This window comes from Devosia sp. MDV22-iso42, assembly GCF_058629155.1.
Window position 1 is genome coordinate 382,644 of sequence record NZ_JBZVWR010000006.1, and the last position, 25,038, is coordinate 407,681.

Consider the following 25,038-nt stretch of genomic DNA (forward strand, 5'->3'; position numbering starts at 1 on the left):
TGCGGGCCTTGGTGCGGATCACCAGCATGATCGTCCTGCTTGCCGCGCTCTGGAGCGCCGCCGCGGCAGGCTGGTTTATCTCGGTGGACAATGCCCTCCAGGGTTGGCGGTTCACAGCGTCGTCGCGGCCGGTCAGCGGCGATATGGTCTTCGTAGAAATCGATGCTGCCAGCCTTCAATCGGTTGGGGTCTGGCCCTGGCCCCGGACGGTCCATGCGGCGCTGCTGGATCGCCTGGTCGAGCTTGGGGCGCTCGATATTGTCTTCGACGTGGATTTCAGCGCCGCCTCCACACCGCAAGGTGATGGCGCCTTTGCGGCAGCCTTGCGACGGGCCGGGGGCTACGCCTATCTGGCGGCGTTCCAGCAGATGCTGTCGAATGGCCAAACCGTGCTGAGCCGGCCGCTGCCGCTGTTCGAGGCCGAGGCCCAAGCCGTGTTGGTGAATGTGGATGGCGATGGCACCGCCCTGCTTGAATCCGTCCCTGCGGCGCTGTCGGCCATTCCGTCGGTAGCCTATACGTTGGCGCCAGAGACGGGCGCACCGCCGCCATCCATCCTCATCGACTACAGCATCGACCTGACCGGCCTGCAGCGGGTTTCTGTCATTGATGTGCTCAACGGCAGCGTCGATCCGGCTCTGCTGGCCAACAAGCAGGTGGTTATCGGTGCCAGCGCCGTCGAGCTGCGCGACTATTTTCGCGTGCCGCGCTTCGGCGTCATCGAAGGCGGCATGGTGCAGATTGCGGCGACCGAAACGCTCAAGGCACGGCGCGCGCTTACCGACGTGGGTTTCGTTCCCGCCAGCCTGCTCGGCCTGATCGCGGTGGCGGCCTTGCTGCTGACGCGACAGCGCTTCTCGGTACCGCAGCGCGCCATCGCTGCGCTTTTTGCCAGCGTTGCCGTGGAGCTTGTTGCCTTGCTGGCGCTGAACCAGTCGGCCATGGTGGCCGACACTGCGCTCTATCACGCCATGGTTGGCGGTGCTGTGGCGCTGTGCTTTCTCGACGAGCGGGCGCGGCGCTGGCAGCAGAGCAAACACCAGCAGGCCCAGCTTGCCTTTTTGGCGCGCCACGACGCGCCCACTGGGGCCATGTCGCGCCACGCCTTGGTCGAGGCTGTGACTGCAGGACCCGCGGGCGGGGCGCTGGTCGTGGTCCAGTTGCAGCGTCTGGACGCCGTCAATGCCAGCCTGGGGCATGAAATATTCGATCAGGTGGCGCGGGAAATCGTGGCGCGCCTGACACGGCTCAACCATGGCCTGCCGGCGCGGCTCGACAGCGATATCTTTGCCTTCGCCGTGCAGCAGCAGCGGCAGGCCGACAGCACCCTGGTGTCGAGCGTGGAGCAGGCCAGGGTCATGCTGGAGCGGCCCTATGAGATTGCCGGGCACACGGTATTGCTGAGCGCCGTGTTCGGCAGCGCCAGCCGCACCGATTGCGCGGCGACGGCCGATTCGGTGCTGCAGGAGGCCGAGATTGCCCTGGCGGTCGCGCAGGCCAGCCAGGTGGCCGCGGTCGTGTACCAGCCCGCGCATGGCCAGCAGATCCGCGATCGTCGCCTGCTTGACCTGGCACTGCGTCGGGCGCTTCAGCGCGATGAGTTTCATCTGCTGTACCAGCCCCAGATCGACCTGAGGTCAGGGGAAATGGTGGGCGTCGAGGCCCTGATCCGCTGGCGCAACCCAGAACTGGGCCTGGTGTCGCCCGCCGACTTCATTCCGCTGGCCGAAGAAACCGGGTTGATCGTCGAGATCGGCGACTGGGTGCTGCGCGAGGCCTGCCGGCAGATCGCGCGCTGGCGCTGGCAAGGCAAGCTGTCGGTGAACGTCTCGGCGGTGCAGTTTGCCCAGGGCAACCTGGTGGCCTCGGTGCAGCAGGCGCTGCAAAGCTCGGGCCTTGCACCACAGCGGCTGGGTCTGGAACTGACCGAATCCGCCAACATGGTTGCGGCGCCGCGAAACCTTGACATCATGCGCCAGCTCAGCGCCATGGGCGTGTGCCTGGCCATGGACGATTTCGGCACCGGCTTTTCCTCGCTGAGCTACCTGACCAGCCTGCCCATCGACAAGATCAAGATCGACCAGTCCTTCGTCCGCAAACTGCCCGATGCGCAGAGCGAGGTGATAATCGAGACGACGGTGGCAATGGCACGGCGCTTGGGCAAGACCGTGATTGCCGAAGGGGTCGAAACCGAGCAGCAGCGAGCCTATCTGGCCGGCATTGGCTGCGATATCGGGCAAGGCTATCTGTTCGGCCGCCCCAGCCTGGCCGCCGAACTGGGCGTGCAACAGGCACCGGCCGCCTGATTGGCCAGGGCGTCGGTGCCGGCCGGCCGCGGGTCTGGCCGCCACGCGCCGGTGGCGGGCGGCAGCGGCGGGGCTCTCCACAGCTTCCCGAAGCGCCAAATTAGCATTTTCTGCCGCCATCGCCTATAAAACGGGGAACAAAACCAACATAGAATCACCCCAGTGACCGATACGACCGACAACGGAACTGGCGCGCTGCCGCCCTCCGACATTACGATGATCTCGATCACCGACGAGATGCGGAAATCCTACCTCGATTATGCCATGAGCGTGATCGTCAGCCGCGCGCTCCCCGATGTGCGCGACGGGCTCAAGCCGGTGCATCGCCGCATCCTGTTCTCGATGAGCGAGAATGGTTACGAGTACAACAAGCCCTATCGCAAATCGGCCCGCGTCGTCGGCGACGTGATCGGTAAATACCATCCGCATGGCGACCAGTCGGTCTATATGGCGCTGGTGCGCATGGCGCAGGACTTTTCCATGGGCCAGCTGCTGGTGGAAGGGCAGGGCAATTTCGGCTCGGTCGACGGCGATATGCCGGCCGCCATGCGCTATACCGAAGTGCGCATGCAGCGGATCACCAATTCCCTGCTCGACGATCTCGACAAGGACACCGTCGATTTCCGCGACAATTATGACGGCTCCGAGCACGAGCCCACCGTCTTGCCGGCGCGCTATCCCAATATGCTGGTCAATGGCGGCGGCGGCATTGCCGTGGGCATGGCCACCAATATCCCGACCCACAATCTGGGCGAGACCATCGATGCGGCACTGCTGGTGCTCGACAATGAATCGGTGACTTTCGACGAGCTGCTCGCCGTGATGCCAGGGCCCGATTTCCCCACGGCCGGCATCATCCTGGGGCGCGCAGGCATCCGCAGCGCCTATGAGACGGGCCGCGGCTCGGTGATGATGCGCGGGCGCGTCGCCATCGAGGAAGTCCGCAAGGAGCGCGAGGCGCTCATCATCACCGAGATTCCCTATCAGGTGAACAAGGCCTCGATGGTCGAAAAGATCGCCGAGCTGGTGCGCGACAAGCGTATCGAAGGCATTGCCGACATGCGCGACGAGAGCGACCGCAACGGCATGCGCGTGGTGGTCGAGATCAAGCGCGATGCGCTGCCCGAAGTGGTGTTGAACCAGCTCTATCGCTTCACCCCGCTGCAGAGCTCGTTCGGCTGCAATTTCGTGGCGCTCAATGGCGGCAAGCCGCAGTTGATGAACCTGCGCGAAATGCTGCAGGCCTTCATCGACTTCCGCCATCAGGTGGTGACCCGTCGCGCCCGCTTTCTGCTCAACAAGGCGCGTGACCGCGCCCATATCCTGGTCGGCCTGGCCGTGGCTGTGGCCAATATCGACGAGGTCATTGCGCTGATCCGTACCGCGCCCGATCCGGCGACGGCGCGCGAGCAGTTGATGACCCGTCGCTGGCCGGCCCAGGACGTGGCGCCGCTGATCGCGCTGATCGACGATCCCCGCCACCGCATCAATGAAGATGGCTCGTTCAACCTTTCCGAAGAGCAGGCGCGTGCCATTCTCGAGCTGCGTCTGGCCCGTTTGACGGCGCTGGGTCGCGACGAAATCGGCGAGGAACTCAATGGGCTCGGTGCCCAGATCGAGGATTACCTGGCCATTCTGCGCAGCCGCGAGCGGGTGGTGGAAATCATTCGCCAGGAACTGACCGAGATCAAGGAACAGTTCGCCATTCCACGCCGCACGGAAATTTCCGAGGCGCTGGGCGACTTCGACGACGAAGACCTGATCGCCCGCGAGGACATGGTGGTGACCGTGTCGCATGAGGGTTACATCAAGCGCGTGCCACTTTCGACCTATCGGGCGCAGGCCCGCGGCGGCAAGGGGCGCTCCGGCATGGCCACGCGCGACGAGGATTTCGTCGCCCGGCTGTTCGTCGCCAATACGCATACGCCGGTACTGTTCTTCACCAGCCGCGGCATTGCCTACAAGCTCAAGGTCTGGCGGCTGCCGCTGGCACAGGCCAATGCCCGGGGCAAGGCACTGATCAATATCCTGCCGCTCGAGCAGGGCGAACGCCTGACCACCATCATGCCGCTGCCCGAGGACGAGGCCAGCTGGGCCAATCTCGACATCATGTTCGCCACGACGCGCGGCACAGTGCGCCGCAACTCGCTGGCCGACTTCATTGAGGTCCGCCAGAACGGCAAGATCGCCATGAAGCTGGACGAAGGCGACCAGATCGTCGGCGTCGAGACGGCCACGGTCAATGACGACGTGCTGCTGACCACCGCCATGGGGCAGGCGATCCGCTTCCGCACCGACGATGTGCGCCTGTTCAAGGGCCGCGATTCCATGGGCGTGCGCGGCATCAACCTGGCCAAGGATGACGTGGTCATCTCCATGGCGGTGATCAACCACTCCGACGCTTCGGCGGAAGAGCGGGCGGCCTATCTCAAGATGAGCCGCGCCGTGCGCGGCGAGGACGAATCGAGCGAGGACGCCACCTCGGACGAGGGCGAGGTCGTCGCCGGCGCGCTCGATCAGGAACGCTATGCGCAGATGAGCGCCACCGAGCAGTTCATCCTGACTATTTCGGAAAACGGCTACGGCAAGCGTACCTCGAGCCACGAATATCGGATTACCGGGCGTGGCGGCAAAGGCATCGTCGCCATGGCGGTCAACAAGCGCAATGGCAACCTGGTGTCGAGCTTCCCGGTGGAAGACAGCGATCAGATCATGCTGATCTCCGACGGCGGCCAGACCATCCGCCTGCCGGTGGGTGGCGACAAGCCGATCCGCATCGTCAGCCGCGGCAGCCAGGGCGTGATCGTGTTCGACACCGCCGCGGACGAGAAGGTGATGTCGGTCGAGCATATCCGCGAGCCCGAGGCGGTCGCCGAAGACGAGGGTGCCGAGGGCGTGCCGGATGTTGGCACGACCGACAGTTCCGATACCCCTGATGCGCCCGAAGCGCCGGACGTTCCCCCGGAGGAGTGAGACGGCAATCGGATGGACCATAAGCAAGGGGCGCCACGGCGCCCCTTGGCGTGTCAGATGAAGCGGCCCTCGGCCTGGCCGGCACCGGCGCGGCGGCCGGTGCCCAGCCTGGTGCCGGCGGGCATGCTGGACGCGCTGAGGGCAGGGGTGCCGGCTTCCAGGTCGCCATAGTCATTGCACCCGGTATCGGAGGCGCGGCAGGCCCAGTAGAGCAGTACGAGGCCGCCAAACGGGACAAAGTTCAGCAGATACCACAAGCCCGACCTGCCAATGTCGTGCAGGCGGCGCACCTGCACGGTGATGGCCGGGACGATGTGAATGATGATCATGAACAGGGTCACCGGCATATGCACCAGCGAGCCGCTAAAGCCGCCGCGCATCTGGTAGTCGATCACCACCCCGGCGATGAGCAGGACGAGTTGGACGAGAAAGAACATCCAGTAATGCATCCGGGTGCTGCGGCCCCAGAATTCGAAATAGCGCAGCAGGCCGTCAAGGTAAGAAGCCATCCGCGCCCCCGCGCCTACATCCGCCTCAAGTCTAGCGGGAGGCAGTTTGCAATTGTGGCGTCAATTGCCCGGCATTTTACGGAAATCGACGGACCTGGGTCCGGTGGGCAAAATAGTGCTGACAAAGGCCGCGCTGAATGTTTAGTGTCGGTGCATGGCCGGAGGCGGCCAGCAGCCCGCACCCCGGCAACGGGGCATGGCGAACGCCTCCTCTTGTTCTCCGCACCGTTCATTCGTTGGGCGCAGGCGTTGGCAATGCGGGCGCTGACGATGACCTCCGCCGAAACGAGGAACGACAATGCGCGACTATCGCGACGCAAAAGCCATGGCCAAGACCATGCGCGAAGAGCTGGCCGACCGCCAGATCGAGCTCCAGCACAGCCAGGCTCTGGAAATCACCGCCCGCCAGCTCGGCGTGGAAAACTGGAACGTGCTCTCGGCGGCCATCGCCGCGGCGCCAACCGGCCCGACGGGTGACGGTCTGGCGTTCGAGGTCGCCGTGCCCATCGTCCGCATCTTCGACGTGGCCAAGGCGCATGAATTCTATCTTGGCTTTTTGGGCTTCGCCGTTGATTGGGAACACCGCTATGGCGATGATTTTCCGCTCTATACGCAAATCTCCCGCCTCGGTCTGCGACTGCATCTGTCCGAGCATTCCGGCGATGCCACGCCGGGCAGCAATATGTGCATCTATATGCGCGGCGTGCGTGCGCTGCATGCCGAGCTGACGGCCAAGAACTACCGCTATATGAAGCCGGGAATCGAGGATCACAGCGACCGTATGGAAGTCCAGGTCACTGACCCGTTCAATAACCGCATCCGCTTCATGGAAGTCACCGGGCGCTGATCGGCCGGTAGCTGCGCCGCTGTCGTGCCACGGCGGCGCAACTGGCACTTGTCAAGCGCGGCGGCCAATGGCTTGCTCGACCTCCAAAGGAGACTGCCATGCTCAATATTGCCACCCTTGTTCCCTATCTGGGCGCCTGCCTGTTGCTGGCCATTGTGCCCGGCCCGACCGTGACGGTTATCGTCGCCAATGCGCTGGCGCGCGGCACAGGAGCCGGGCTGGCCATCGTTGCCGGCACGCAGGCGGGATTTCTAGTCATGACCTTTGTGGTGGCCCTGGGCATGCAGGCGCTGGTGGCCTTCATGGGCTGGGCGTTCGACTGGATCAAGCTGGTCGGCGCCGCCTATCTGGTCTGGCTGGGCTGGAAGATGTGGCGCTCAAAGGGTGAGTTGGGGACAGCCAGGGCCGAACGCGGCAAGTCCCGCCTTGCCATGGCGGTCGAGGGGTTCCTGGTGATCCTCTCCAACCCCAAGGCGCTGATCTTTCTGGGGGCCTTCCTGCCGCAATTCGTCGATGTGACGCAGCCGACCTTTCCGCAGGTGATGCTGCTGGGGCTGCTGTTCATGCTGGTGGCCGGATCGACCGACGCGATCTACGCGCTGATCGCCGGAAGGGCGCGCAACCTGCTCAGTGCGGCACGGGTGCGCGTGGTGTCGCGCGTTTCCGGCCTGGTGCTGATGGCCGGGGGCGTCTGGCTGGCGCTGCTGAAGCGGGCATGACGACCGCGATCGTCAACCTGCGCGCGGCGCAGCAGTTTGCTTCCGTTATCGCCGATCGCCTCTGGCATGCCTGGGTTAAGCACGATGGCGAGCCCCTGGCGGCGGTTGAACAGGACTTGGTCGAGGTGATTGGTGCCGCGGACTTTCCCTTTACGCTGGTGGCACTGGCCGGCGGGTCTTTTGCCGGGACGGTATCGGCAATTGCCGCCGATCTCGACGAACGCCCTGAACTGGGGCCCTGGATTGCCTCGCTCTGGGTCGAGCCCGCCTTTCGCGGGCAAGGCATTGCGCAGGCCCTGGTCGAACAGGCGACGGCCACCATGTTTGCCCAGGGCAATGGCAAGGTTTATCTGTACGCCATACCCCGGCTGCGCTCCTACTATCTGGGCATGGGATGGACGCTGCAGGAGGAAGAATTCGGCAGATTGGGCGTCGATATTTTCTTCCGGCTGGCGCCACAAAAGCCACACCAGTGACCCCGTGCAGCGGACGCTATTTTCTCCGGGCTTCGTGCGATCGGCCGGCAACCGCTGATCGTCTTGCCAAGGCCGGCTAGTCCGGGCTTGCTGCATAGGCGGCCAGCAGGTCGGTCACCAGGATACCGTTGATGCGCATGCCGGTCAGATTGCAGTCGGCAATGCTGGCGCCGGCCAGGGTGGCATTGGCAATGCGCAGGGCAGACAGATTGGCATTGGTGATGCTGGTGCCCGACATGTTGATGTTGCTCAGCGTCGCGCCGCTGAAATCGACGTCGTCGAACAGTGCGCCGCTCATATTGCAGTCGCGGAATGCCGCGCCGCTCAGCACGGCATAGAACTGCGCCCCGCTCAGATTGACACCATCAAAATGACTGCCGGCCATATCGGCACGGCGATAATGCGCCTCGCGCTGCTGCGGGCCATCAAAGGGATTGTCGTGGTTCATCGCTGGCTCCTGTCGTTGGTTGATGCCGTCCAGTGTGGCATGACGGCGCCTGCCTTGCCATCGATCCGCCTGCATGACAAAATTGTTCCACCACAAGGGGATGGCGCCATGAGCACGCTGGTTTGGGTCTGTCCGAGTTCGTTTGATCCGGGCACCAATGGGCATCTGGACGTCACCGAGCGGGCATGATGGATAGAGCGCAACCGGCCGGTTACCGTTCGCTGCTCGCCCTGCCGGTACCCCGCCGGCTGGCACTGGCGTCGATCCCCGCCGATTTTGCCGACTGGCTCGATTATGCCGCCATCATCGCCTTGCTGGTGTTTGCCTGGGGCGAGGGGCCGCTGGTGCTGGCGCTCTTTGCCTTCTGCCTGACGCTGCCCTATGTCGCCGTCGGCCCGCTGCTGGCCATGGTGGTCGACCGCATGCCGCTGCCAACCATCCTGGTGCTGAGCAATCTGGGGCGGGGCCTGGCGACGCTGGCACTGATGTTTGCCGACCATACCGCCGTGGTCCTGGCCATCGTCTTTGTCCGTGCCTGCATCGACTCCGCCTTCACCCCGGCCCGCCAGGCGGCGATCCAGGCCTCGACGCCGCCGAACCTGCTGGCGCGCGCCAATGGCCTGCACCAGGCCATCAACCAGACTTCCAAGATTGCCGGTCCGGCGCTGGGCGGAATGCTGCTGGCCATCATGCCGGCCCAGAGCGTGTTCGGCTGCAATGCCGTGCTGTCGCTGCTGGCTGCCGCGCTTGTCTTCGGACTGGCGCTGCCGGCCCGGCCGCCGCGCAAGGCCAGCGACTTCCGCACCGAACTGCTGGCGGGCGCCGCCGAATTCCGCCGCAGCCGGCTGCTGCTGATGGCCCTGGTCTTTGCCGCCATCGCCTATTTCTCGTTCTTTCTCTACGACGCGCTGATCGCCCTGCTGGCCGACGATTTTGGCCTGGGCGCCAGTGCTTTCGGCATCGGCATTGCCGCGTCGGGGGCAGGCGGCCTGCTGGGAGCGCTACTCGCTGGCCCGCTTGCGGCGCGCCATCCCCTGCCCAGCATGATCGGTGCGGCGCTGTTTTCGGGCGCGGTGACGGCCTTTGTCGGGCTCGTGGCCATGCTCGGTCATGATCTGCCGGCCTTGCCGTTCTTCCTCGTGCTGGCGCTGATGGGCGGCTCGACGGCCTTCATGCTCGTGCCCTACCGCACCATTGTGCAGACACAGGCGCCGCCGGACCGCATCGCGCGGGTCTTTGCCGCCGGCGAAGCGGTGATCATGGCGGTGATGCTCTCGGCGCCCTTCATCGGCAGCGCCATTGCCGGTGCATGGGGCACCGGCGCTGCCTTTCTGGCGGGTGGCGCGCTGCTGATCGTGCTCGGTCTGACCAGTGCGGCGGTTCTTGCGCTACGGCCCCCCGCGTGACAAAACCCTGACAACACAAAGGGGAGGGCGCCGTGAGCAAGCTGGTTGGGTTCTATCCGGGCTCGTTTGATCCGCTGACCAACGGGCATCTGGACGTCATCGAGCGGGCCTGCAAGCTGGTCGATACGCTGGTGGTCGCCGTGGGAATCAATCCGGGCAAGAAGACGCCGCTATTTGCCCATGCCGATCGGCTGCTGATTCTGGAACAGGTGCTGGGCCCGGTGGGCAAGCGCACCGATACCGAATTCAAGATCGTCGATTTCTCCGGGCTGATGGTCAATGCCGCCCGCGAGCATGGCGCCAAGCTCATCATTCGCGGCCTGCGCGACACCACTGATTACAACTATGAAATGCAGATGGTGGGCATGAATGCGCAGATGGCGCCGGACCTGCAGACCGTTTTCCTGCCCTCCAGTCCCCCCGTCCGGCATATCTCGGCCACATTGGTGCGCCAGATCGCTGAAATGGGCGGCGACATCTCCGCCTTCGTCCCGCAAATCGTTCTCAAGGCCCTGAAATCCTCATGACCGCAATCACCCGTCGCCTGTTCGGCGCGCTCGTTATCGGCGCTGTCGCTCTTGCCACTCCGGCCTTCGCCCAGTCGGGCACGCCCCACCTGATCCTGACGCTGGAAGACGGCGCCGTCGATATCGAACTGCTGCCAGCACTGGCGCCCAAGCATGTCGAGCGCGTGGTGGCGCTGACCGAAGCGGGCGACTATGACGGCGTGGTGTTCCACCGCGTCATCGACGGCTTCATGGCCCAGACCGGCGACGTGACCTATGGCAAGACCGATGGTCCCGAATTCGACCTGTCGCGCGCCGGCATGGGCGGTTCGGACCAGCCCGATGTCGAGGCCGAGTTCAATGCCGAAAGCTTCCAGCGCGGCGCGCTCGGCGCCGCCCGCTCGCAGGATCCAAATTCATTCAACTCGCAGTTCTTCATCGTCACGGCCGATGCCAGTTTCCTCGACGGCCAGTATACCGTGTTCGGCAAGGTGATCACCGGCATGGAACTGGTGGATGCGCTGGAAAAGGGCCCCAAGGAACAGAACGGTTCGGTCGCCAATCCGGACAAGATCGTCAAGGCGACGATCGAATATAAGTAAGCCGCTCCCCCACCTGACCTCCCCCTGAAGGGGGAGGGACCGCGCGGTGGGTTTGGCTCGATTGGGCCGCAAACTCGATCTGTCCCTCCCCCTTCAGGGGGAGGATAGGAGGGGGTGCCGCGATCGGCCGACCTTGCACCCATCGCCCTTTGCCCTTACATGCGGGCCAGAATCTCCAATCAGAAAGCACCCAAAATGGCTGAATACGCGGATCCCGAAAACACCCTCGTCATCGAAACCACCCAGGGCGAAGTCGTTATCGCCATGCGTCCGGACCTGGCGCCGAACCATGTCGCGCATATCAAGAAGCTGGTTCGCGAAGGCTTTTATGACGGCATCGTGTTTCACCGCGTTATCGAGGGCTTCATGGCCCAGACCGGCTGCCCGCAGGGCCGTGGCACCGGCGGTTCGAAGTATCCCGACCTGAAGCAGGAATTCAGCGCCGAGCCACATGTTCGCGGCACGGCCTCGATGGCCCGCGCGCAGAGCCCGGATTCGGCCAATTCGCAGTTCTTCCTCTGCTTTGGCGATACGCCGTTCCTCAACAAGCAGTACACCGTGTGGGGCCAGGTCATTGAAGGCATGGACAATGTCGACAAGATCAAGCGCGGCGAGCCCGTGATCAATCCCGACAAGATGGTGTCGGTCAAGGTCGCGGCCGACATCGCCGCCTAATGCCAGCGCGGGCGCCATGGCGTGCTCGCCGCCTGTTTTGACCCCCGGGACCCCGTCCCGGGGGTTTTTCGTTCACACCAGGCTAGGCACGCGGATAGGTATAGAACCCTTCGCCGGTGGCGACGCCCAGCTTGCCCTTGTCGATGTAGTTTTCCTTGAGATAGGCGGCAAAGTTCTCCTGACCGCTGCCGGGTGTCGAGGACACGGCATAGGCGGTGTTGAGGCCAATGATGTCGTAGATCTCGAACGGCCCCTTGGGGGCTTTGGTGGCGATTTTCCAGGTGCTGTCGATGTCCTGGGGGCTGGCAATCCCCTTGACCAGCAGCTGGCCCGCGGCGGCGAGCAGGGGCACCAGCAGCGAATTGAGCACATAGCCAGCCTGCTCCTTGTGGATCTCGATCGGCACCATGCCGATGGCGCTGGCGAAGTCGACCACGGTGCGGAAAACCTCGGGTGATGTACCGGGATGGCCCATGATCTCGGCGATATTGTTGGTCCAGATCTCGTTGGCGAAATGGAGGGCGAGGAAGCGGTCGGGCCGGCCGGTGGATTCCGCCATGGCGCTGGGCAGCAGGGTTGAGGAATTGCTGGCAAAGATGGCCTTGGCCGGGGCGACTGCCCCCAGTTTGGCGTAGATCTCGCGCTTGAGCGCGATCTTTTCGGGCACGGCCTCAATGACGAGGTCGGCATCCCGGGTCGCGGCACCCAGGTCGGTGACGAAGGTCAGGCGGGAGCGTGCGTCGGCAATGGTTGATGCGTCGGCGCCGGGGACGTCGGCCAGGTAGCGTCCGGCCAGGTAGTCCAGGAAGGTCCTGGCCTTGTCGATGGCGGCGTCGTTGATGTCATAGGCGGTGACATTGAAGCCCTTATAGGCGGACTGGAAGGCGATCTGCGCCCCCAATACGCCCGTGCCCAGCACGGTGACGTTCTTGATAGTCATGGTCTATTCCTCTGAGGTGGTCAGCTGGCAGACAGGGTCGCGTCGCGCTGATCGGCGTGGCCTGTTTGTTCGAGGACGGCGCGGCCATCGGCCAACGCCATGAAAAAGGCAAGAAGCATGCGTTCGCTGGACATCCCGGCATCGGCTGCGGATTGCACGGCCAGGCCGGTCCACAGGGCATGCAGGCCCCTGGCCAGTTCCCGCAACGGCAAGGCTGGGCGCAGCTCATGCCGGCTGAGAATGGCGCCGATGATGCCGCTCAGCGCATCGAGATAGGCATGGCGCGTGGCGTCATAGCGGACGGCAAAGGCGGGGTCGCGCAGGGCGTGCACCTGCAGCTCGACCGACAGCAGCGACAGATCATCATCCGCGGCGAGTTGGGCAAAGTGGGCGGCCAGCGCCTGGTTGAGCCCGACCAGGTTCTCTTCATCGTGGGTGGCCAGGAGGGCGTTGAGCTGGTCGATCTCGGCGGCGAGATGCCGCTGCATCAGGGCGAGCAGCAGAGCGTCCATGTTGTCGAAATTGGAATAGAACGCACCCTGGCTGAAGCCAGCCGCCTCGCAGACAGCGCGGGTCGAGAGCGCGGCAATACCCTTGCGGGCCACCAGCGCGCCGGCAGCGGCCAGCAGACTTTCCCTCGTTGCGAGCTGGGTCTGCTTGCGGGTGGTGGGCAAATTGGTCTCCATGCACTTCAAATCTCACTTGAGATGTGAAAATGCAAGGGACGGAGCCGTCTATATTCGGCATGGCGGCATGACTGTGAACCGTCTTACTGCCTATGGACTTGCCAATTTGCCTTGAACTGCTAGGCAGGACGCATGCTGGTTTCCGACTTCGATTTTGCACTCCCCGAAGAGCTCATTGCCCTGCACCCCGCCGAGCCGCGGGACAGTGCGCGCCTGCTGCTGGTCGATCCGGCCAGGGGGCTGCGCGACCTGCACATTCCCGACCTGCTGACCCTGCTCAAGGCGGGTGACGTGCTGGTGGTCAATGACACCCGCGTGCTGCCTGCCGAACTGCGCGGCAGCCGGGTGCGCGGGGAAAACCGCGCCAATGTGTCGTTCAACCTGCACAAAAGGGTCGATGCCCATACCTGGCGCGCCTTTGCCCGGCCGGCCAAGAGACTGCATGTGCTCGACCAGCTCGAACTGGGCAATGGCCAGGCCGATGCCCTGACCGCCCGCGTCGCCGGCAAGGGCGAGACCGGCGAGGTAACGCTGGAATTCGATCTTGGCGGGGCCGCGCTGGACGAAGCGATCAAGGCGCATGGCGCCATGCCGCTGCCGCCCTATATCGGGCTCAAGCGCGGACTCGAAGAACGCGACAAGACCGATTACCAGACCGTCTATGCGGCCGAGGATGGCGCCGTGGCCGCGCCGACGGCGGGGCTGCATTTCACCGAAAAGCTGCTGCAGCAGATCGCCGCCATGGGCGTGTCCATCGAGCGGGTGACGCTGCATGTCGGGGCGGGCACCTTCCTGCCGATGAAGGTGGACGATACCGACGACCATGTGATGCATGCCGAATGGGGCGAAATCGGCGCGGAAACGGTCGAGCGCATCAATGCGGCCCGCGCGGCTGGCGGCCGGGTGGTGGCTGTCGGCACCACCAGCCTGCGCCTGCTCGAAAGCGCCTCGCGCGCCAGTGGCACGCTGGCGCCGTTCAGCGGCGACACGGACATCTTCATCACGCCGGGCTTCAAATTTGCCACGGTGGATGCACTGATGACGAATTTCCATCTGCCCAAATCCACGCTGTTCATGCTGGTCAGCGCTTTTGCCGGGTTCGACGTGATGAAAGAGGCCTATGCCCACGCGATACGCGAGGGTTACCGGTTCTATTCCTACGGAGATTCGTCCTTGCTGCTTCGGGCGCACTAGGGCGGCCAGTGCGTCGATCCGCCCACTTGCCTCTCCCCTCAGGGGAGAGGGGCGCCAGCTCGCAGCGCCCAGTTGTGTGGCTGCGACCAACCCGCTAGAACCCGCGCCATGAGCACGACAGACAAGCAAGTCACCTTTACCCTTTCGCAGACCGATGGCCTCGCCCGTCGCGGGCGCATCGATACGCCGCGCGGCGATATCCAGACGCCCGCCTTCATGCCGGTGGGCACGGCCGGGACGGTCAAGGCCATGTATCCCGAGCAGGTGCGCGAAACCGGCGCCGATATCCTGCTGGGCAATACCTATCACCTGATGCTGCGGCCAGGCGCCGAGCGCGTGGCCCGCCAGGGCGGGTTGCACAATTTCATGGACTGGCAGCGGCCGATCCTGACCGATAGCGGCGGCTTCCAGGTCATGTCGCTGGCGCAGTTGCGCAAGCTGACCGAGCATGGCGTGACCTTCAAGTCGCATATCGATGGCTCCAGCCACGAGCTGACGCCGGAACGTTCTATCGAGATCCAGACCCTGCTCGACAGCGACATCATCATGCAGCTCGACGAGTGCATCAAGCTGCCGGCCGAGCGCAAGGAAATCGAGCGCGCCATGGAGCTGTCGCTGCGCTGGGCCGACCGCTCCAAGAATGCCTTCAACAACCAGCAGAACCGGGCGCTGTTCGGCATCGTGCAGGGCGGCGACGACGCCGACCTGCGGCTGCGCTCGGCCCAAGGGCTGAAATCGATCGGCTTTGACGGCTATGCCGTGGGGGGCCTGGCCGTGGGCGAGCCGCAGGAGGTGATGTTCCGCGTGCTCGAGGAGATTACCCCCGAGCTGCCGACCGACCGGCCGCGCTACCTGATGGGCGTCGGCAAGCCCGACGATATCCTGGGCGCCATCGGGCGCGGCATCGACATGTTCGACTGCGTGCACCCGACACGGGCCGGCCGGCATGGCCATGTCTATAGCCGGTTCGGCGTCATCAACCTGAAAAATGCCCGGCATAGGGATGACCACCGGCCGATCGACGAGGCCTCGCCCAACCCCAATTGTCGGCGCTGGAGCCGCGCCTATCTGCATCACCTCGTTAAGACAGAAGAGATTTTGGGCGCGATGATCCTTTCCCAGATGAACCTGGCCTATTATCAAGAGCTGGTGCAGGACTGTCGCCGCGCGATCGAAGCCGGTCGCTTTACCGATTATGCGGCAGAAACCCGCGCGGCATGGGCCGCGGGCGATCTGCCTGTTCTCTGATCTCCTGAAAGGGTTCTCGACATGGCTAAAGCTGGACGCAAGGCGAGTTTCTCGAGCCTGAGCAAGCATCGCAAGCGACTGGAAGACCAGCCCATGCGGGTACAGTTTGCCGTCGATCCGAACCGCTTCAAGCGCTATTCGGCGAGCGGCGCCGGCGTGCTGCTCGATTATTCCAAGAACCGCATCGACGAAGACGCCATGGCGGCGCTGTTCGACCTGGCGCGCGCCGCCGGGGTCGAGGAACGGCGCGACCAGATGTGCGAGGGCATGCATATCAACCTGACCGAAGACCGGGCCGTGATGCATATGGCCCTGCGCTACCAGGGCGACAAGCCGGTCGAGGTCGATGGCAAGGACGTCATGCCCGAGGTGCGCGCCGTGCTCGCTGCGCTCGAGAGCTACAGCACCGAGATCCGCAACGGCACCATTCGCGGCCATGGCGGCGCCCAGTTCACCGATGTGGTCAATATCGGCATCGGCGGCTCAGACCTCGGGCCGGCCATGGTGACGCTGGCCCTTGAGCCCTATACGCGGGCCGACCTGCGCGCGCATTACGTCTCCAATGTCGACGGCGCCCATATCCATGATGTGCTCAAACGGCTCGATCCCAAGACGACGCTGTTCGTCATTGCCTCCAAGACCTTCAGCACCGACGAGACCATGACCAATGCCGGCACGGCGCGGGACTGGATCGCCGATACGCTGGGCGAAGAGGCGGTGCCCAACCACTTTGCCGCCGTCTCCACCAATATCCCGGCCTGCGCCAAGTTCGGCATTCGCGAGGACCGCATCTTCGGGTTCTGGGACTGGGTCGGCGGGCGCTATTCGGTGTGGTCCGCCATCGGCCTGCCGATCGCCATTGCGGTCGGCTATGACAATTTCGCCAAGTTCCTGGCCGGTGCCGACGCCATGGACCGGCATTTCCTCTCCGCCCCGCTGGAAGAAAACCTGCCGGTGATCATGGCCGTGCTGGGCGTCTGGTATCGCAATGTCTGGGGTTTTTCGACCCATGCCGTGCTGCCCTATGACCAGCGCATGAGCCGCTTTGCCGCCTATCTGCAGCAGCAGGACATGGAGAGCAACGGCAAGTCGGTGACGCTGGCAGGCAAACCCGTCGGCTGGTCAACCGGGCCGATCGTCTGGGGCGAGCCGGGCACCAATGGCCAGCACGCCTTCTACCAGCTGATCCACCAGGGTACCGACATCATCCCCTGCGATTTCCTCATTGCTGCCAAGCCGCATGAAAGCCTGCCGCCGCATCACGACAAGCTGGTAGCCAATGTGCTGGCGCAGTCCGAGGCGCTGATGCTTGGCAAGACGGCCGACGAGGTCGTGGCCGAGCTCAAGGGGCAGGGCCTCTCCAAGGCGCAGATCAAGGACCTGACTCCGCACAAGGTGTTCCCTGGCAACCGCCCCTCCAACACGTTGTTCTACGAGCAGCTGACGCCGGAAATGCTGGGTTCGCTGGTGGCCCTCTATGAGCACAAGGTGTTCACCCAGGGCGTGATTTGGAACGTCAATTCCTATGACCAGTGGGGCGTGGAGCTGGGCAAGCAGCTGGCCAAGGCATTGCTGCCCAAGGTGGAAGGCCGCCAGAGCGGGGAAGGGCATGATAGCTCGACCCAGGGCCTGCTGGCCTATTATCAAGCCAACAAGGCCTAGACATTTGACCATCACGACGGAAGAACAGCTCGAAAAGCTCAAGGCCATCGGCCGCATCTGCGCCATCACCCGCGACGCCATGGCAGCAGCCATGCGGCCGGGCATGACGACTCTTGAGCTCGACGAGATCGGCGCCAAACTGCTGGCCGAGCATGGGGCGCTGTCGGCGCCGGTGATCACCTATAATTTTCCGGGTGCCACCTGCATCTCGGTCAATGAGGAGATCGCCCATGGCATTCCGGGTGACCGGGTGCTGCGCGAGGGGGACCTGGTCAATATCGACGTGTCGGCGGCCAAGGATGGCGTGTTTGCCGATTGCGGCGCCTCCTTCGTGCTCGGCGAGGGCGACCCGCGCGTGGTCAAGCTCTGTCGCGACGGCAAGAAGGCGATGTGGGCGGGCATCAATACGGTCAAGGCCGGCGCGCCGCTGGCCGACATTGGCGACGCCATTGGCAAGTTTGCCAAGAAGGGCGGCTATAGCCTGATCCGGAACCTGGCCAGCCACGGCGTCGGCGACAGCCTGCATGACGAGCCCGGCGAGATCGCCACCTGGCCGGATCGCTCGGAGCGACGCCGGATGACGAACGGGCTGGTGTTCACCATCGAGCCCTTCCTGTCACTGGGTGGGCGCATGGCGGACCAGAAGTCGGCCGATGACGAATGGACGCTGGTCAGCCGGCCATCGGCACCCTGCGTGCAGTATGAGCATACCGTGGTGGCGACGCCGCGCGGGGCCGTGGTTATCACCCTGGCGGCCTAGCATAGCGCCCGGCGGGCGACCGCGTGGCGATTTGTTCGGCACGCTCAGGCTTTCGACGGCTTTATCCCGGGGGGTCTGGCGGCAATGTGGAGTGGCTAAAGCCAGACCAGCAGCAGCGGTCCGAGCAACACCAGGCCGACCGCTGCCACATAGCGCAGATTGCCCAGCTGGCGCAGGGTGGGCACGCTGAGGAACGATGACAGCAGCAGAAAGCCCAGCAGGGCGATGAAGACCGGGTTGAGCGGCGTCAGATGGATGGCGGCGCCTTCAGTCAGCTGCAGGTATATCATATGGCCCACGACAAAGCCGAGCAGCGCCGTCACCACGACCGTGACGGCCTTGGCGGTGATCAGCAGGGCCATGTCGATGGTATGGGCGGTCAGCAGCAGCGCCAGCCCGGTTGCCGTGACATGCACGGCCGCCAGGGTGGGCAGGATCTGGTTGTTGGCCAGCAGGGGCACCATTTCGGGCGGGGCCGTGAGCGGCAGCGCGCCAATCATCGGCAGGTTGGCCCCATACTGGGCCAGCACATAGATGACATAGAGCATGACCAGCGTGCTGGCGGCAAAGGTCACCAGCGTCGCGGCGAGGACCTTGAGCAGATCGATGGTATCCTGTGACACTGCAGGGGCCCGATCAGAATGAAGGAAGAAGCTTGGTATGCCGGGAGGGGGTCGAACCCTCGACCATTCGATTAAAAGTCGAATGCTCTACCACTGAGCTACCGGCACGCACCAAGATCGACGCTTTGGGCGTCGCGGCGGAACATAGCCACGTTGCCCACGCTGTCAACCGCAATTGCGCCGAACTCAATCGCGCAGCGGCGTTCCGGTAAACGGGGTGGGCAGGCAGGCAATCGAAATACGTTCGAGGCGGGTACACAGCGCAGTGGCCTCCGAGAGCTCGGCGATGGGGCCGACGATGATGCGTTTGCTGACGCCGTCACCGGCGTCGAGCACCAGGGGAGACAGGCCGAACAGCAGCGGGCCCAGCTTGAGCGACAGGTCGTTCCAGGCGCCCAGCGCCTGGTCGGCCGGCACGGCCGGGCCGAGCGCCATGCCGAAAGTCATGGCATTGGGCGCGGGAATGGAGGCTGTCTCGACTATGGCCGGGAGGGGCTGTCCGGTGGCATCTGCCGCTGCGGCCATGGGCTGCTGGCGGATCTTGACCGTGCCACCATCGGCATCATATTCAACGGCCTCACCGACTGACGCCGTGACTGCCGAGCGGTCGATCGCCGTATTGGCTGTCTGATATTCGAGCAGGCGCGGCAGGCTGACCTCGAGCGAGCCGACGCGCTGCTGCACCGCATTGCCCTGCTGCTCGGCCAGGGCAAAGCGCGTCGTCAACACGGTGTTGTCACGCTTGAGCTGCAGGGTCTGCTCGCGCAGTTCGGCAACCTGGAGCCGCAACTGGTCTAGGGAGGCGCCTTCGATACGGGTCTTGTGCAGGCCGCCCAGCACGCTTGAGGGTATCACTGCCGAGACATTGGCGCCGAGCACCGCGATGGCGCCGCAGACCAGGGCGACGATGCCCCAGCTGGTGACGTCCGATTGCCGGAACTGTGCCGATGCCTTGGCCAATGTCAAAAACCCCGATGGCGCAATCGAATCAGGTATTGCGCAGTAAAGTCACCATGCGGTCCGGGTTAGGGGTTCGCCAACGCTTGGCTGCCATAAATCTGTGAAAATGTGCGCGATACAGCGCGCAATGCGGGAAAAATACCATGACGGAACTTTTGTCGATCATTCTGGCTGCCGGCGAAGGCACCCGCATGCGTTCCAGCACGCCCAAGGTGCTGCATCCGGTGGGCGGGCTGCCGATCATCGGCCATGTGACCCGGGCCGCCCGTGACGCCGGGTCGAGCCGCATTGCGCTGGTCACCGGCCCAGGGCACACGGCGATCCGTCAGGCGGTGACGGCGATGCAGCCCGACGTGGTGCATTTCGAACAGTCGGAGGCCAAGGGTACCGGCCACGCCGCCGCCATGGCGCGGGAGCTTTTTGCCGGGGCCGAGGGCTATATTGCCGTGGTCTATGGCGATCATCCCCGCCTGCGGGGCGAGAACTTCCGCGTGGTGCTCGACCGACTCGATGCGGGCCTGGATGTGGCCATTCTCGGTTTCGAGCCGAAGGATCCGACCGGCTATGGCCGCTTCATCACCGATGGCGAGACCCTGCTGGCGATCCGCGAACACAAGGATGCCAGCGAAGAAGAGCGGCGCATCCGCCTGTGCAATGCCTGCATCCTGGCGTTCCGGGCCGAGGTCTTTCGTGACCTGATCGACCGGATCGAAAACGACAATGTGCAGAGCGAATATTACATAACCGACCTGGTCGGACTGGCGAACAAGGCGGGCAAGAAGGTCGGCTTCGGTATCGCTCCCGAAGACGATGTGATGGGCGTCAATGATCGCAGCCAGTTGGCGCGGGCCGAGGGACTGTTCCAGGATGTGCGGCGGGAGGACTTCATGAGAGCCGGCGTCACGCTCAAGGATCCCAAGAGCGTCTGGTTCTCCTACGATACCGAGATCGCCCAGGACGTGACCATCGAGCCCAATGTGGTGTTTGGCCCGGGGGTGAAGATCGAGAGCGGCGCGGTGATCCATGCTTTCAGCCATATCGAAGGCGCCCATGTCGGCCCCAATGCGTCGGTCGGTCCGTTCGCCCGGCTGCGGCCGGGCGCCAATCTGGGCGCGGACGTCAAGGTGGGCAATTTTGTCGAGATCAAGCAGGCCGAGATCGGCGCGGGCGCCAAGATCAGCCATCTCAGCTATATCGGGGACGCCAGCATCGGCGCCGAGGTCAATATCGGCGCCGGGGTCATCACGGTGAACTATGACGGCTACAACAAGCACCGCACCATTGTCGGCGACAATGCCTTTATCGGCTCGAACTCTTCGCTGGTGGCGCCGGTCACGGTGGGCGAGGGGGCGCTGGTGGGCAGTGGCAGTGTGATCACCGACGATGTAGAAGCAGATGCACTGGCGCTCGGTCGCGGTCGCCAGATCAACAAACCGGGACGGGCCAAAGCGATCTTTGCCGCCGCCCAGGCGAAAAAACTCAGCAAGAAGGGCCTCTAGCCATGTGCGGGATTGTCGGGATTGTCGGGATTGTCGGCGGCGAACCAGTCGCCGGCCGTCTGGTGGACGCGCTCAAGCGCCTCGAATATCGCGGCTATGACAGCGCCGGCGTCGCTACGCTGGTGGGCGGCAGCATCGACCGTCGCCGCGCTGAAGGCAAGCTGGGCAATCTGGCCCAGAAGCTGGCCTTCGAGCCGCTGAGCGGACAGATCGGCATTGGCCATACGCGCTGGGCGACGCATGGCGCGCCGACCGAGCAGAATGCCCATCCGCATGCCACCGACCGCGTGGCCGTGGTGCATAACGGCATCATCGAAAACTATCGCGACATGCTGGCCGACCTTGCCAAGGACGGCTACCTGCCGACCACCCAGACCGATACCGAGGCGGTGGCGCTGTGGACATCGCGCGAGCTGGCCAGGGGCGCCGACCCCGAACTGGCCGTGGCGCGCACGCTCAAGGTGCTGCGCGGCGCCTTTGCGCTGGCCTTCATGTTCCGCGGCGAGGAGGGTCTGCTGATCGCGGCCCGGCACGGCGCGCCGCTGGCCATCGGCTATGGCGCGACGGAAATGTATCTGGGGTCCGATGCCATGGCGCTGGCGCCATTCACGGCAAGGCTCAGCTATCTCGAAGACGGCGACTGGGCGGTCATCACGCCCCGGGGCGTCACCATCCGCGACGGCAAGGACGCCATCGTGCAGCGCGAGCAGCAGATTTCCCAGACCTCGGCGCTGATGGTGGACAAGGGCAATCACCGCCACTTCATGGCCAAGGAAATCTACGAGCAGCCCGAGACCATCGGCCATACGCTGAGCCACTATGTCGATATGGGCGCCGAGCGCGTGGCCATCCGCGAAAACCTGCCCTTCAACTTTGCCGACCTGACCCGGCTGACCATCAGCGCCTGCGGCACCGCTTTTCTGGCGGGCGCCGTGGCCAAATACTGGTTCGAGCGCTATGCGCGGCTGCCGGTGGACATCGATGTCGCCTCCGAATTCCGCTATCGTGAGCCGCCGCTGGAAAAGGGCGGGCTATCGCTGTTCATCTCGCAATCGGGCGAGACGGCCGATACGCTGGCGGCTTTGCGCTATTGCGCCAGCCAGGGCCAGCATGTCGCCGCATTGGTCAATACGGTGGAATCCACCATTGCCCGCGAATCCGACGTAGTGTTCCCGATTCTGTGCGGCCCGGAAATCGGCGTCGCCTCGACCAAGGCACTGACGGCACAGCTGACGGCGCTGGCGAGCCTGGCCATCGCGGCCGGTCGGGCGCGTGGCGTGCTGAGCGCCGAGCAGGAGACCGACCTGGTGCGGGCGTTGATCGGCCTGCCGACGGCCGTGTCCGAGGCCTTGGGAACCGAAGACCAGATCAAGGACATCGCCAAGGGGCTGAGCAAGGCCAAGGATGTGCTCTATCTCGGGCGCGGCCCGATGTTCCCCATCGCCATGGAAGGCGCGCTCAAGCTCAAGGAAATCAGCTACATCCACGCTGAAGGTTATGCAGCAGGTGAACTCAAGCATGGCCCCATCGCCTTGGTGGACGAAGCCATGCCGGTCATCGTGGTGGCGCCCTCCGACGAGCTGGTCGACAAGACGCTGTCCAATATGCAGGAAGTGGCGGCGCGCGGCGGCAAGATCATCCTGATCACCGACCCCGAAGGCGCCAAGACGGTGGGCCACGGCGTCGCCGACATCATCCTGATCCCGCATGTCTCAAGCTTCGTGGCGCCGATCCTGGCCACAATTCCGGTGCAACTGCTGGCCTATCACACCGCGGTATTCATGGGCACGGATGTGGACCAGCCGCGCAATCTGGCCAAATCGGTGACGGTCGAATAGGGGCTACCCCGCCCGGATCAGCGGGATCGCCAGGTCCTTGCGGAAGAGGTAGAGCGCGGTGCGGGCGGCCTGGCCCGCCGGGCTGGTCAGCGCCGGATCGGCTGTGAGCAGCGCCTTGGCATCGTCATGAGCATAGTCGAGCAGATGGCGATGCACATCGGGCACGGCGAGGCGATAGCCGGGCATGCCGGACTGGCGGGTGCCGAGCACGTCGCCCTGGCCGCGCAGTTCGAGATCGCGCTCGGCGATGACAAAGCCATCTTCGGTGGACTTGATGGTATCGAGCCGGGCCTTGGCGGTTTCGCTGAGATTGCCCTTGTAGAGCAGCAGGCACGAGGAGCGGGTCGAGCCGCGGCCGACGCGACCGCGCAGCTGGTGCAACTGGGCCAGCCCGAAGCGCTCGGCATGCTCAATGATCATGATTGAGGCATTGGGCACGTCGACGCCGACCTCGATGACGGTGGTGGCGACCAAGAGCTTGATGCCATTGGCGGAAAAGCGGGTCATGACGTCCTGCTTGGCGGCGGCGCTCATGCGGCCATGCACCAGCGCGACCTGGTCGCCAAAGACCTTTTGCAGCTCGGCGAAGCGGTCTTCGGCGGCCATGACGTCGAGATGCTCGCTTTCCTCGACCAGCGGGCAGACCCAGAAGGCCTGGGCCCCATCGTCTAGACGGGCCTGCAGTCGGCCGATGACGCGGTCATAATCACCGATGGAAAGCACCGCCGTATCAATGGGTTGGCGCCCCTTGGGCTTTTCGCGCAGGATGCTGACATCCATGTCGCCAAAGTGCGTGAGCACCAGGGTGCGCGGGATCGGCGTGGCGGTCATGACCAAGAGGTCGGTGTGCCTGCCCTTGTCGGAGAGGGCGAGGCGCTGATGCACGCCGAAGCGGTGCTGCTCGTCGACGACGGTGAGGCCCAGATTGTGAAACTCGACGCCGGACTGGAACAGGGCATGGGTGCCGACGACGATGTCGGTGCTGCCATCGGCAATGCCGGCCAGTTTGGTCCGGCGCTCGGCGGCGCCCATCTTGCCGGTGAGTAGTTCGCAGCCCAGCCCGGCCAGATCACATAGCGGTTTGAGGGTCTTGAAGTGCTGGGCGGCGAGCAGTTCGGTGGGCGCCATCAGCGCTGACTGGGCGCCGCTCTCGACCATGGCGGCCATGGCCATCAGCGCCACCACGGTCTTGCCGGCGCCGACATCGCCCTGCAGCAGGCGCGACATGCGGTTGGGCGAGGCCAGGTCGGCGCGAATTTCACCAATGGCCACCAACTGCCCCTCGGTGAGGGAAAAGGGTAACAGACTGCTCACCTTGGCCGTGACCTTACCGTTGAACGTGCGACTGATGCCGCGGTCGGCGACCATTGTGGAGCGGATCAGCTGCAGCGTCAGCTGGCCGGCAAAATACTCATCATAGGCAAGGCGTTGGCGGGCAGGGGCCCAGAGCTGGGCTTCGTCCGGATTGGCGGGCAGATGCACCATGCGCATGGCATCGGCGAAACTGGGCCATTTGCGCTGGGCTATTGTCGCAGTGTCGATCCATTCGGGGATAGCGGGCACGCTGTCGAGCACCTGGCGCACCAGCTTGCCCAAAGCCTTGGAACTCAAGCCCTGGGTCAACGGATAGACCGGCTCGACCAGCGGCAGGCTGGCAAACTTGTCGGGCTCAACGATATAGTCGGGATGGGTGATCTGCTTTTCGCCGTTGAAAAAGCCGATCGTCCCGGAAACGAACCGCTCCTCGCCAAGGGGCAGGGCCTTTTCCACCCAGCCGCCCTGGGCGCGGAAGAAGACCAGCTGCACTTCGCCTGTTTCGTCATGAGCGAAGACCCGGTGCGGCACATGCGGCTTGCCGTGCGGCGGCGGCTGGTGGCGGTCGATATGGATCAGCAGGGTGACGATCTGGTTGAGATAAGCCTCGGCGATACCGACCTGGCGGCGGCGATCGACCACGCCGGAGGGCATGTGCATCAGGATATCGAGGGCAATGGCCTCCTGGCCATCGGGCGCGCCGAAGAACCGCGTCAGCAACGCGGCCAGCTTGTCGCCGACACCCTTGATCGAGTGCAGCGAGGCAAACAGTGGTGAGAGGCTTTCTGGACGCGACACGGCAGTGATTCTCCTGACCACAGGGTACAGGTGTTGCGTTGCCGATTGG

At 64.4% G+C, this 25,038-nt stretch carries 22 protein-coding genes and 1 tRNA gene; 15 read left to right on the forward strand and 8 right to left on the reverse strand.

The features are described 5' to 3' along the window. The first annotated feature begins 26 nt into the window (after positions 1 to 26). The gene (locus tag AC4NN3_RS03515; protein ID WP_491925728.1) at positions 27 to 2,306 is read left to right on the forward strand and encodes a putative bifunctional diguanylate cyclase/phosphodiesterase; all 2,280 of its coding nucleotides are present in this window, start codon (positions 27 to 29) and stop codon (positions 2,304 to 2,306) included. A 162-nt stretch (positions 2,307 to 2,468) separates the two neighbouring features. After that, positions 2,469 to 5,279, forward strand: coding sequence for a DNA gyrase subunit A (gene gyrA, locus AC4NN3_RS03520; RefSeq protein ID WP_491925729.1), 2,811 nt, complete (start codon positions 2,469 to 2,471; stop codon positions 5,277 to 5,279). A 53-nt stretch (positions 5,280 to 5,332) separates the two neighbouring features. Here gyrA and AC4NN3_RS03525 read toward each other — a convergent pair whose 3' ends face one another. After that, complete coding sequence (locus AC4NN3_RS03525) at positions 5,333 to 5,788, reverse strand: DUF805 domain-containing protein (RefSeq protein ID WP_491925730.1); 456 nt, start codon at positions 5,786 to 5,788, stop codon at positions 5,333 to 5,335. Positions 5,789 to 6,086: 298 nt separating this feature from the next. Between AC4NN3_RS03525 and AC4NN3_RS03530 the strand changes: the two genes are divergently transcribed. The 3 genes from AC4NN3_RS03530 (at position 6,087) to AC4NN3_RS03540 (ending at position 7,830) form a co-directional block, all read left to right on the forward strand. Beyond that, positions 6,087 to 6,635: a glyoxalase superfamily protein gene (locus AC4NN3_RS03530; RefSeq protein ID WP_491925731.1), complete on the forward strand. Its 549-nt coding sequence runs from the start codon at positions 6,087 to 6,089 to the stop codon at positions 6,633 to 6,635. 98 nt (positions 6,636 to 6,733) lie between these two features. Further along, positions 6,734 to 7,354, forward strand: a complete 621-nt coding sequence (locus tag AC4NN3_RS03535; RefSeq protein WP_491925732.1) for a LysE family translocator — start codon at positions 6,734 to 6,736, stop codon at positions 7,352 to 7,354. Next, positions 7,351 to 7,830 carry a GNAT family N-acetyltransferase gene (locus AC4NN3_RS03540; RefSeq protein WP_491925733.1) on the forward strand — a complete coding sequence of 160 codons (480 nt, stop codon included), beginning with the start codon at positions 7,351 to 7,353 and terminating at the stop codon, positions 7,828 to 7,830. Before AC4NN3_RS03535 ends, AC4NN3_RS03540 begins: the two co-directional genes overlap by 4 nt. Before the next feature lie 76 nt (positions 7,831 to 7,906). Here AC4NN3_RS03540 and AC4NN3_RS03545 read toward each other — a convergent pair whose 3' ends face one another. After that, complete coding sequence (locus AC4NN3_RS03545) at positions 7,907 to 8,278, reverse strand: pentapeptide repeat-containing protein (RefSeq protein WP_491925734.1); 372 nt, start codon at positions 8,276 to 8,278, stop codon at positions 7,907 to 7,909. Positions 8,279 to 8,463: 185 nt separating this feature from the next. On the opposite strand from AC4NN3_RS03545, the gene AC4NN3_RS03550 reads away from it, so the two are divergent. From AC4NN3_RS03550 to AC4NN3_RS03565, 4 genes are all read left to right on the forward strand, one after another. Then, positions 8,464 to 9,684, forward strand: coding sequence for an MFS transporter (locus AC4NN3_RS03550; RefSeq protein ID WP_491925735.1), 1,221 nt, complete (start codon positions 8,464 to 8,466; stop codon positions 9,682 to 9,684). 32 nt (positions 9,685 to 9,716) lie between these two features. Then, positions 9,717 to 10,211: a pantetheine-phosphate adenylyltransferase gene (coaD, locus tag AC4NN3_RS03555; RefSeq protein WP_193335857.1), complete on the forward strand. Its 495-nt coding sequence runs from the start codon at positions 9,717 to 9,719 to the stop codon at positions 10,209 to 10,211. Beyond that, complete coding sequence (locus AC4NN3_RS03560) at positions 10,208 to 10,792, forward strand: peptidylprolyl isomerase (RefSeq protein ID WP_491925736.1); 585 nt, start codon at positions 10,208 to 10,210, stop codon at positions 10,790 to 10,792. Before coaD ends, AC4NN3_RS03560 begins: the two co-directional genes overlap by 4 nt. A 195-nt stretch (positions 10,793 to 10,987) precedes the next feature. Next, positions 10,988 to 11,467 (forward strand): peptidylprolyl isomerase, encoded by a 480-nt coding sequence (locus tag AC4NN3_RS03565; RefSeq protein ID WP_193335859.1) that lies wholly within the window; start codon positions 10,988 to 10,990, stop codon positions 11,465 to 11,467. A gap of 82 nt (positions 11,468 to 11,549) precedes the next feature. On the opposite strand, the gene AC4NN3_RS03570 is transcribed toward AC4NN3_RS03565, so the two are convergent. After that, positions 11,550 to 12,407, reverse strand: a complete 858-nt coding sequence (locus AC4NN3_RS03570; protein WP_491925737.1) for a 3-hydroxyacyl-CoA dehydrogenase — start codon at positions 12,405 to 12,407, stop codon at positions 11,550 to 11,552. Between the two features lie 20 nt (positions 12,408 to 12,427). Next, positions 12,428 to 13,081, reverse strand: a complete 654-nt coding sequence (locus AC4NN3_RS03575; RefSeq protein ID WP_491925738.1) for a TetR/AcrR family transcriptional regulator — start codon at positions 13,079 to 13,081, stop codon at positions 12,428 to 12,430. A 144-nt stretch (positions 13,082 to 13,225) separates the two neighbouring features. Between AC4NN3_RS03575 and queA the strand changes: the two genes are divergently transcribed. From queA to map, 4 genes are all read left to right on the forward strand, one after another. After that, positions 13,226 to 14,287: a tRNA preQ1(34) S-adenosylmethionine ribosyltransferase-isomerase QueA gene (queA, locus tag AC4NN3_RS03580; protein ID WP_491925739.1), complete on the forward strand. Its 1,062-nt coding sequence runs from the start codon at positions 13,226 to 13,228 to the stop codon at positions 14,285 to 14,287. A gap of 108 nt (positions 14,288 to 14,395) precedes the next feature. Continuing rightward, on the forward strand, positions 14,396 to 15,535 hold the full coding sequence (gene tgt / locus AC4NN3_RS03585; RefSeq protein ID WP_491925740.1) for a tRNA guanosine(34) transglycosylase Tgt: 1,140 nt from the start codon (positions 14,396 to 14,398) through the stop codon (positions 15,533 to 15,535). A 21-nt stretch (positions 15,536 to 15,556) separates the two neighbouring features. Further along, the gene (gene pgi / locus AC4NN3_RS03590; protein WP_491925741.1) at positions 15,557 to 17,197 is read left to right on the forward strand and encodes a glucose-6-phosphate isomerase; all 1,641 of its coding nucleotides are present in this window, start codon (positions 15,557 to 15,559) and stop codon (positions 17,195 to 17,197) included. A 4-nt stretch (positions 17,198 to 17,201) separates the two neighbouring features. Continuing rightward, positions 17,202 to 17,957 (forward strand): type I methionyl aminopeptidase, encoded by a 756-nt coding sequence (gene map, locus AC4NN3_RS03595; protein WP_491925742.1) that lies wholly within the window; start codon positions 17,202 to 17,204, stop codon positions 17,955 to 17,957. A gap of 95 nt (positions 17,958 to 18,052) precedes the next feature. Here the strand turns inward: map and AC4NN3_RS03600 are convergent, their stop codons facing one another. The 3 genes from AC4NN3_RS03600 to AC4NN3_RS03610 all read right to left on the reverse strand — a co-directional run bounded on the left by AC4NN3_RS03600 (position 18,053) and on the right by AC4NN3_RS03610 (position 19,540). Then, positions 18,053 to 18,580, reverse strand: a complete 528-nt coding sequence (locus tag AC4NN3_RS03600; RefSeq protein ID WP_491925743.1) for a hypothetical protein — start codon at positions 18,578 to 18,580, stop codon at positions 18,053 to 18,055. A gap of 33 nt (positions 18,581 to 18,613) precedes the next feature. After that, positions 18,614 to 18,688: transfer RNA gene (locus tag AC4NN3_RS03605), tRNA-Lys, on the reverse strand. Between the two features lie 78 nt (positions 18,689 to 18,766). Beyond that, positions 18,767 to 19,540 carry a hypothetical protein gene (locus AC4NN3_RS03610; protein ID WP_491925744.1) on the reverse strand — a complete coding sequence of 258 codons (774 nt, stop codon included), beginning with the start codon at positions 19,538 to 19,540 and terminating at the stop codon, positions 18,767 to 18,769. Between the two features lie 143 nt (positions 19,541 to 19,683). On the opposite strand from AC4NN3_RS03610, the gene glmU reads away from it, so the two are divergent. Together glmU and glmS are read left to right on the forward strand one after the other, a co-directional pair. Further along, on the forward strand, positions 19,684 to 21,039 hold the full coding sequence (gene glmU, locus AC4NN3_RS03615; RefSeq protein WP_491925745.1) for a bifunctional UDP-N-acetylglucosamine diphosphorylase/glucosamine-1-phosphate N-acetyltransferase GlmU: 1,356 nt from the start codon (positions 19,684 to 19,686) through the stop codon (positions 21,037 to 21,039). Positions 21,040 to 21,050: 11 nt separating this feature from the next. Beyond that, positions 21,051 to 22,877: a glutamine--fructose-6-phosphate transaminase (isomerizing) gene (gene glmS, locus AC4NN3_RS03620; protein ID WP_491926456.1), complete on the forward strand. Its 1,827-nt coding sequence runs from the start codon at positions 21,051 to 21,053 to the stop codon at positions 22,875 to 22,877. A gap of 3 nt (positions 22,878 to 22,880) precedes the next feature. Here glmS and recG read toward each other — a convergent pair whose 3' ends face one another. Next, positions 22,881 to 24,989 carry an ATP-dependent DNA helicase RecG gene (recG, locus tag AC4NN3_RS03625; protein ID WP_491925746.1) on the reverse strand — a complete coding sequence of 703 codons (2,109 nt, stop codon included), beginning with the start codon at positions 24,987 to 24,989 and terminating at the stop codon, positions 22,881 to 22,883. Positions 24,990 to 25,038: the final 49 nt, after the last annotated feature.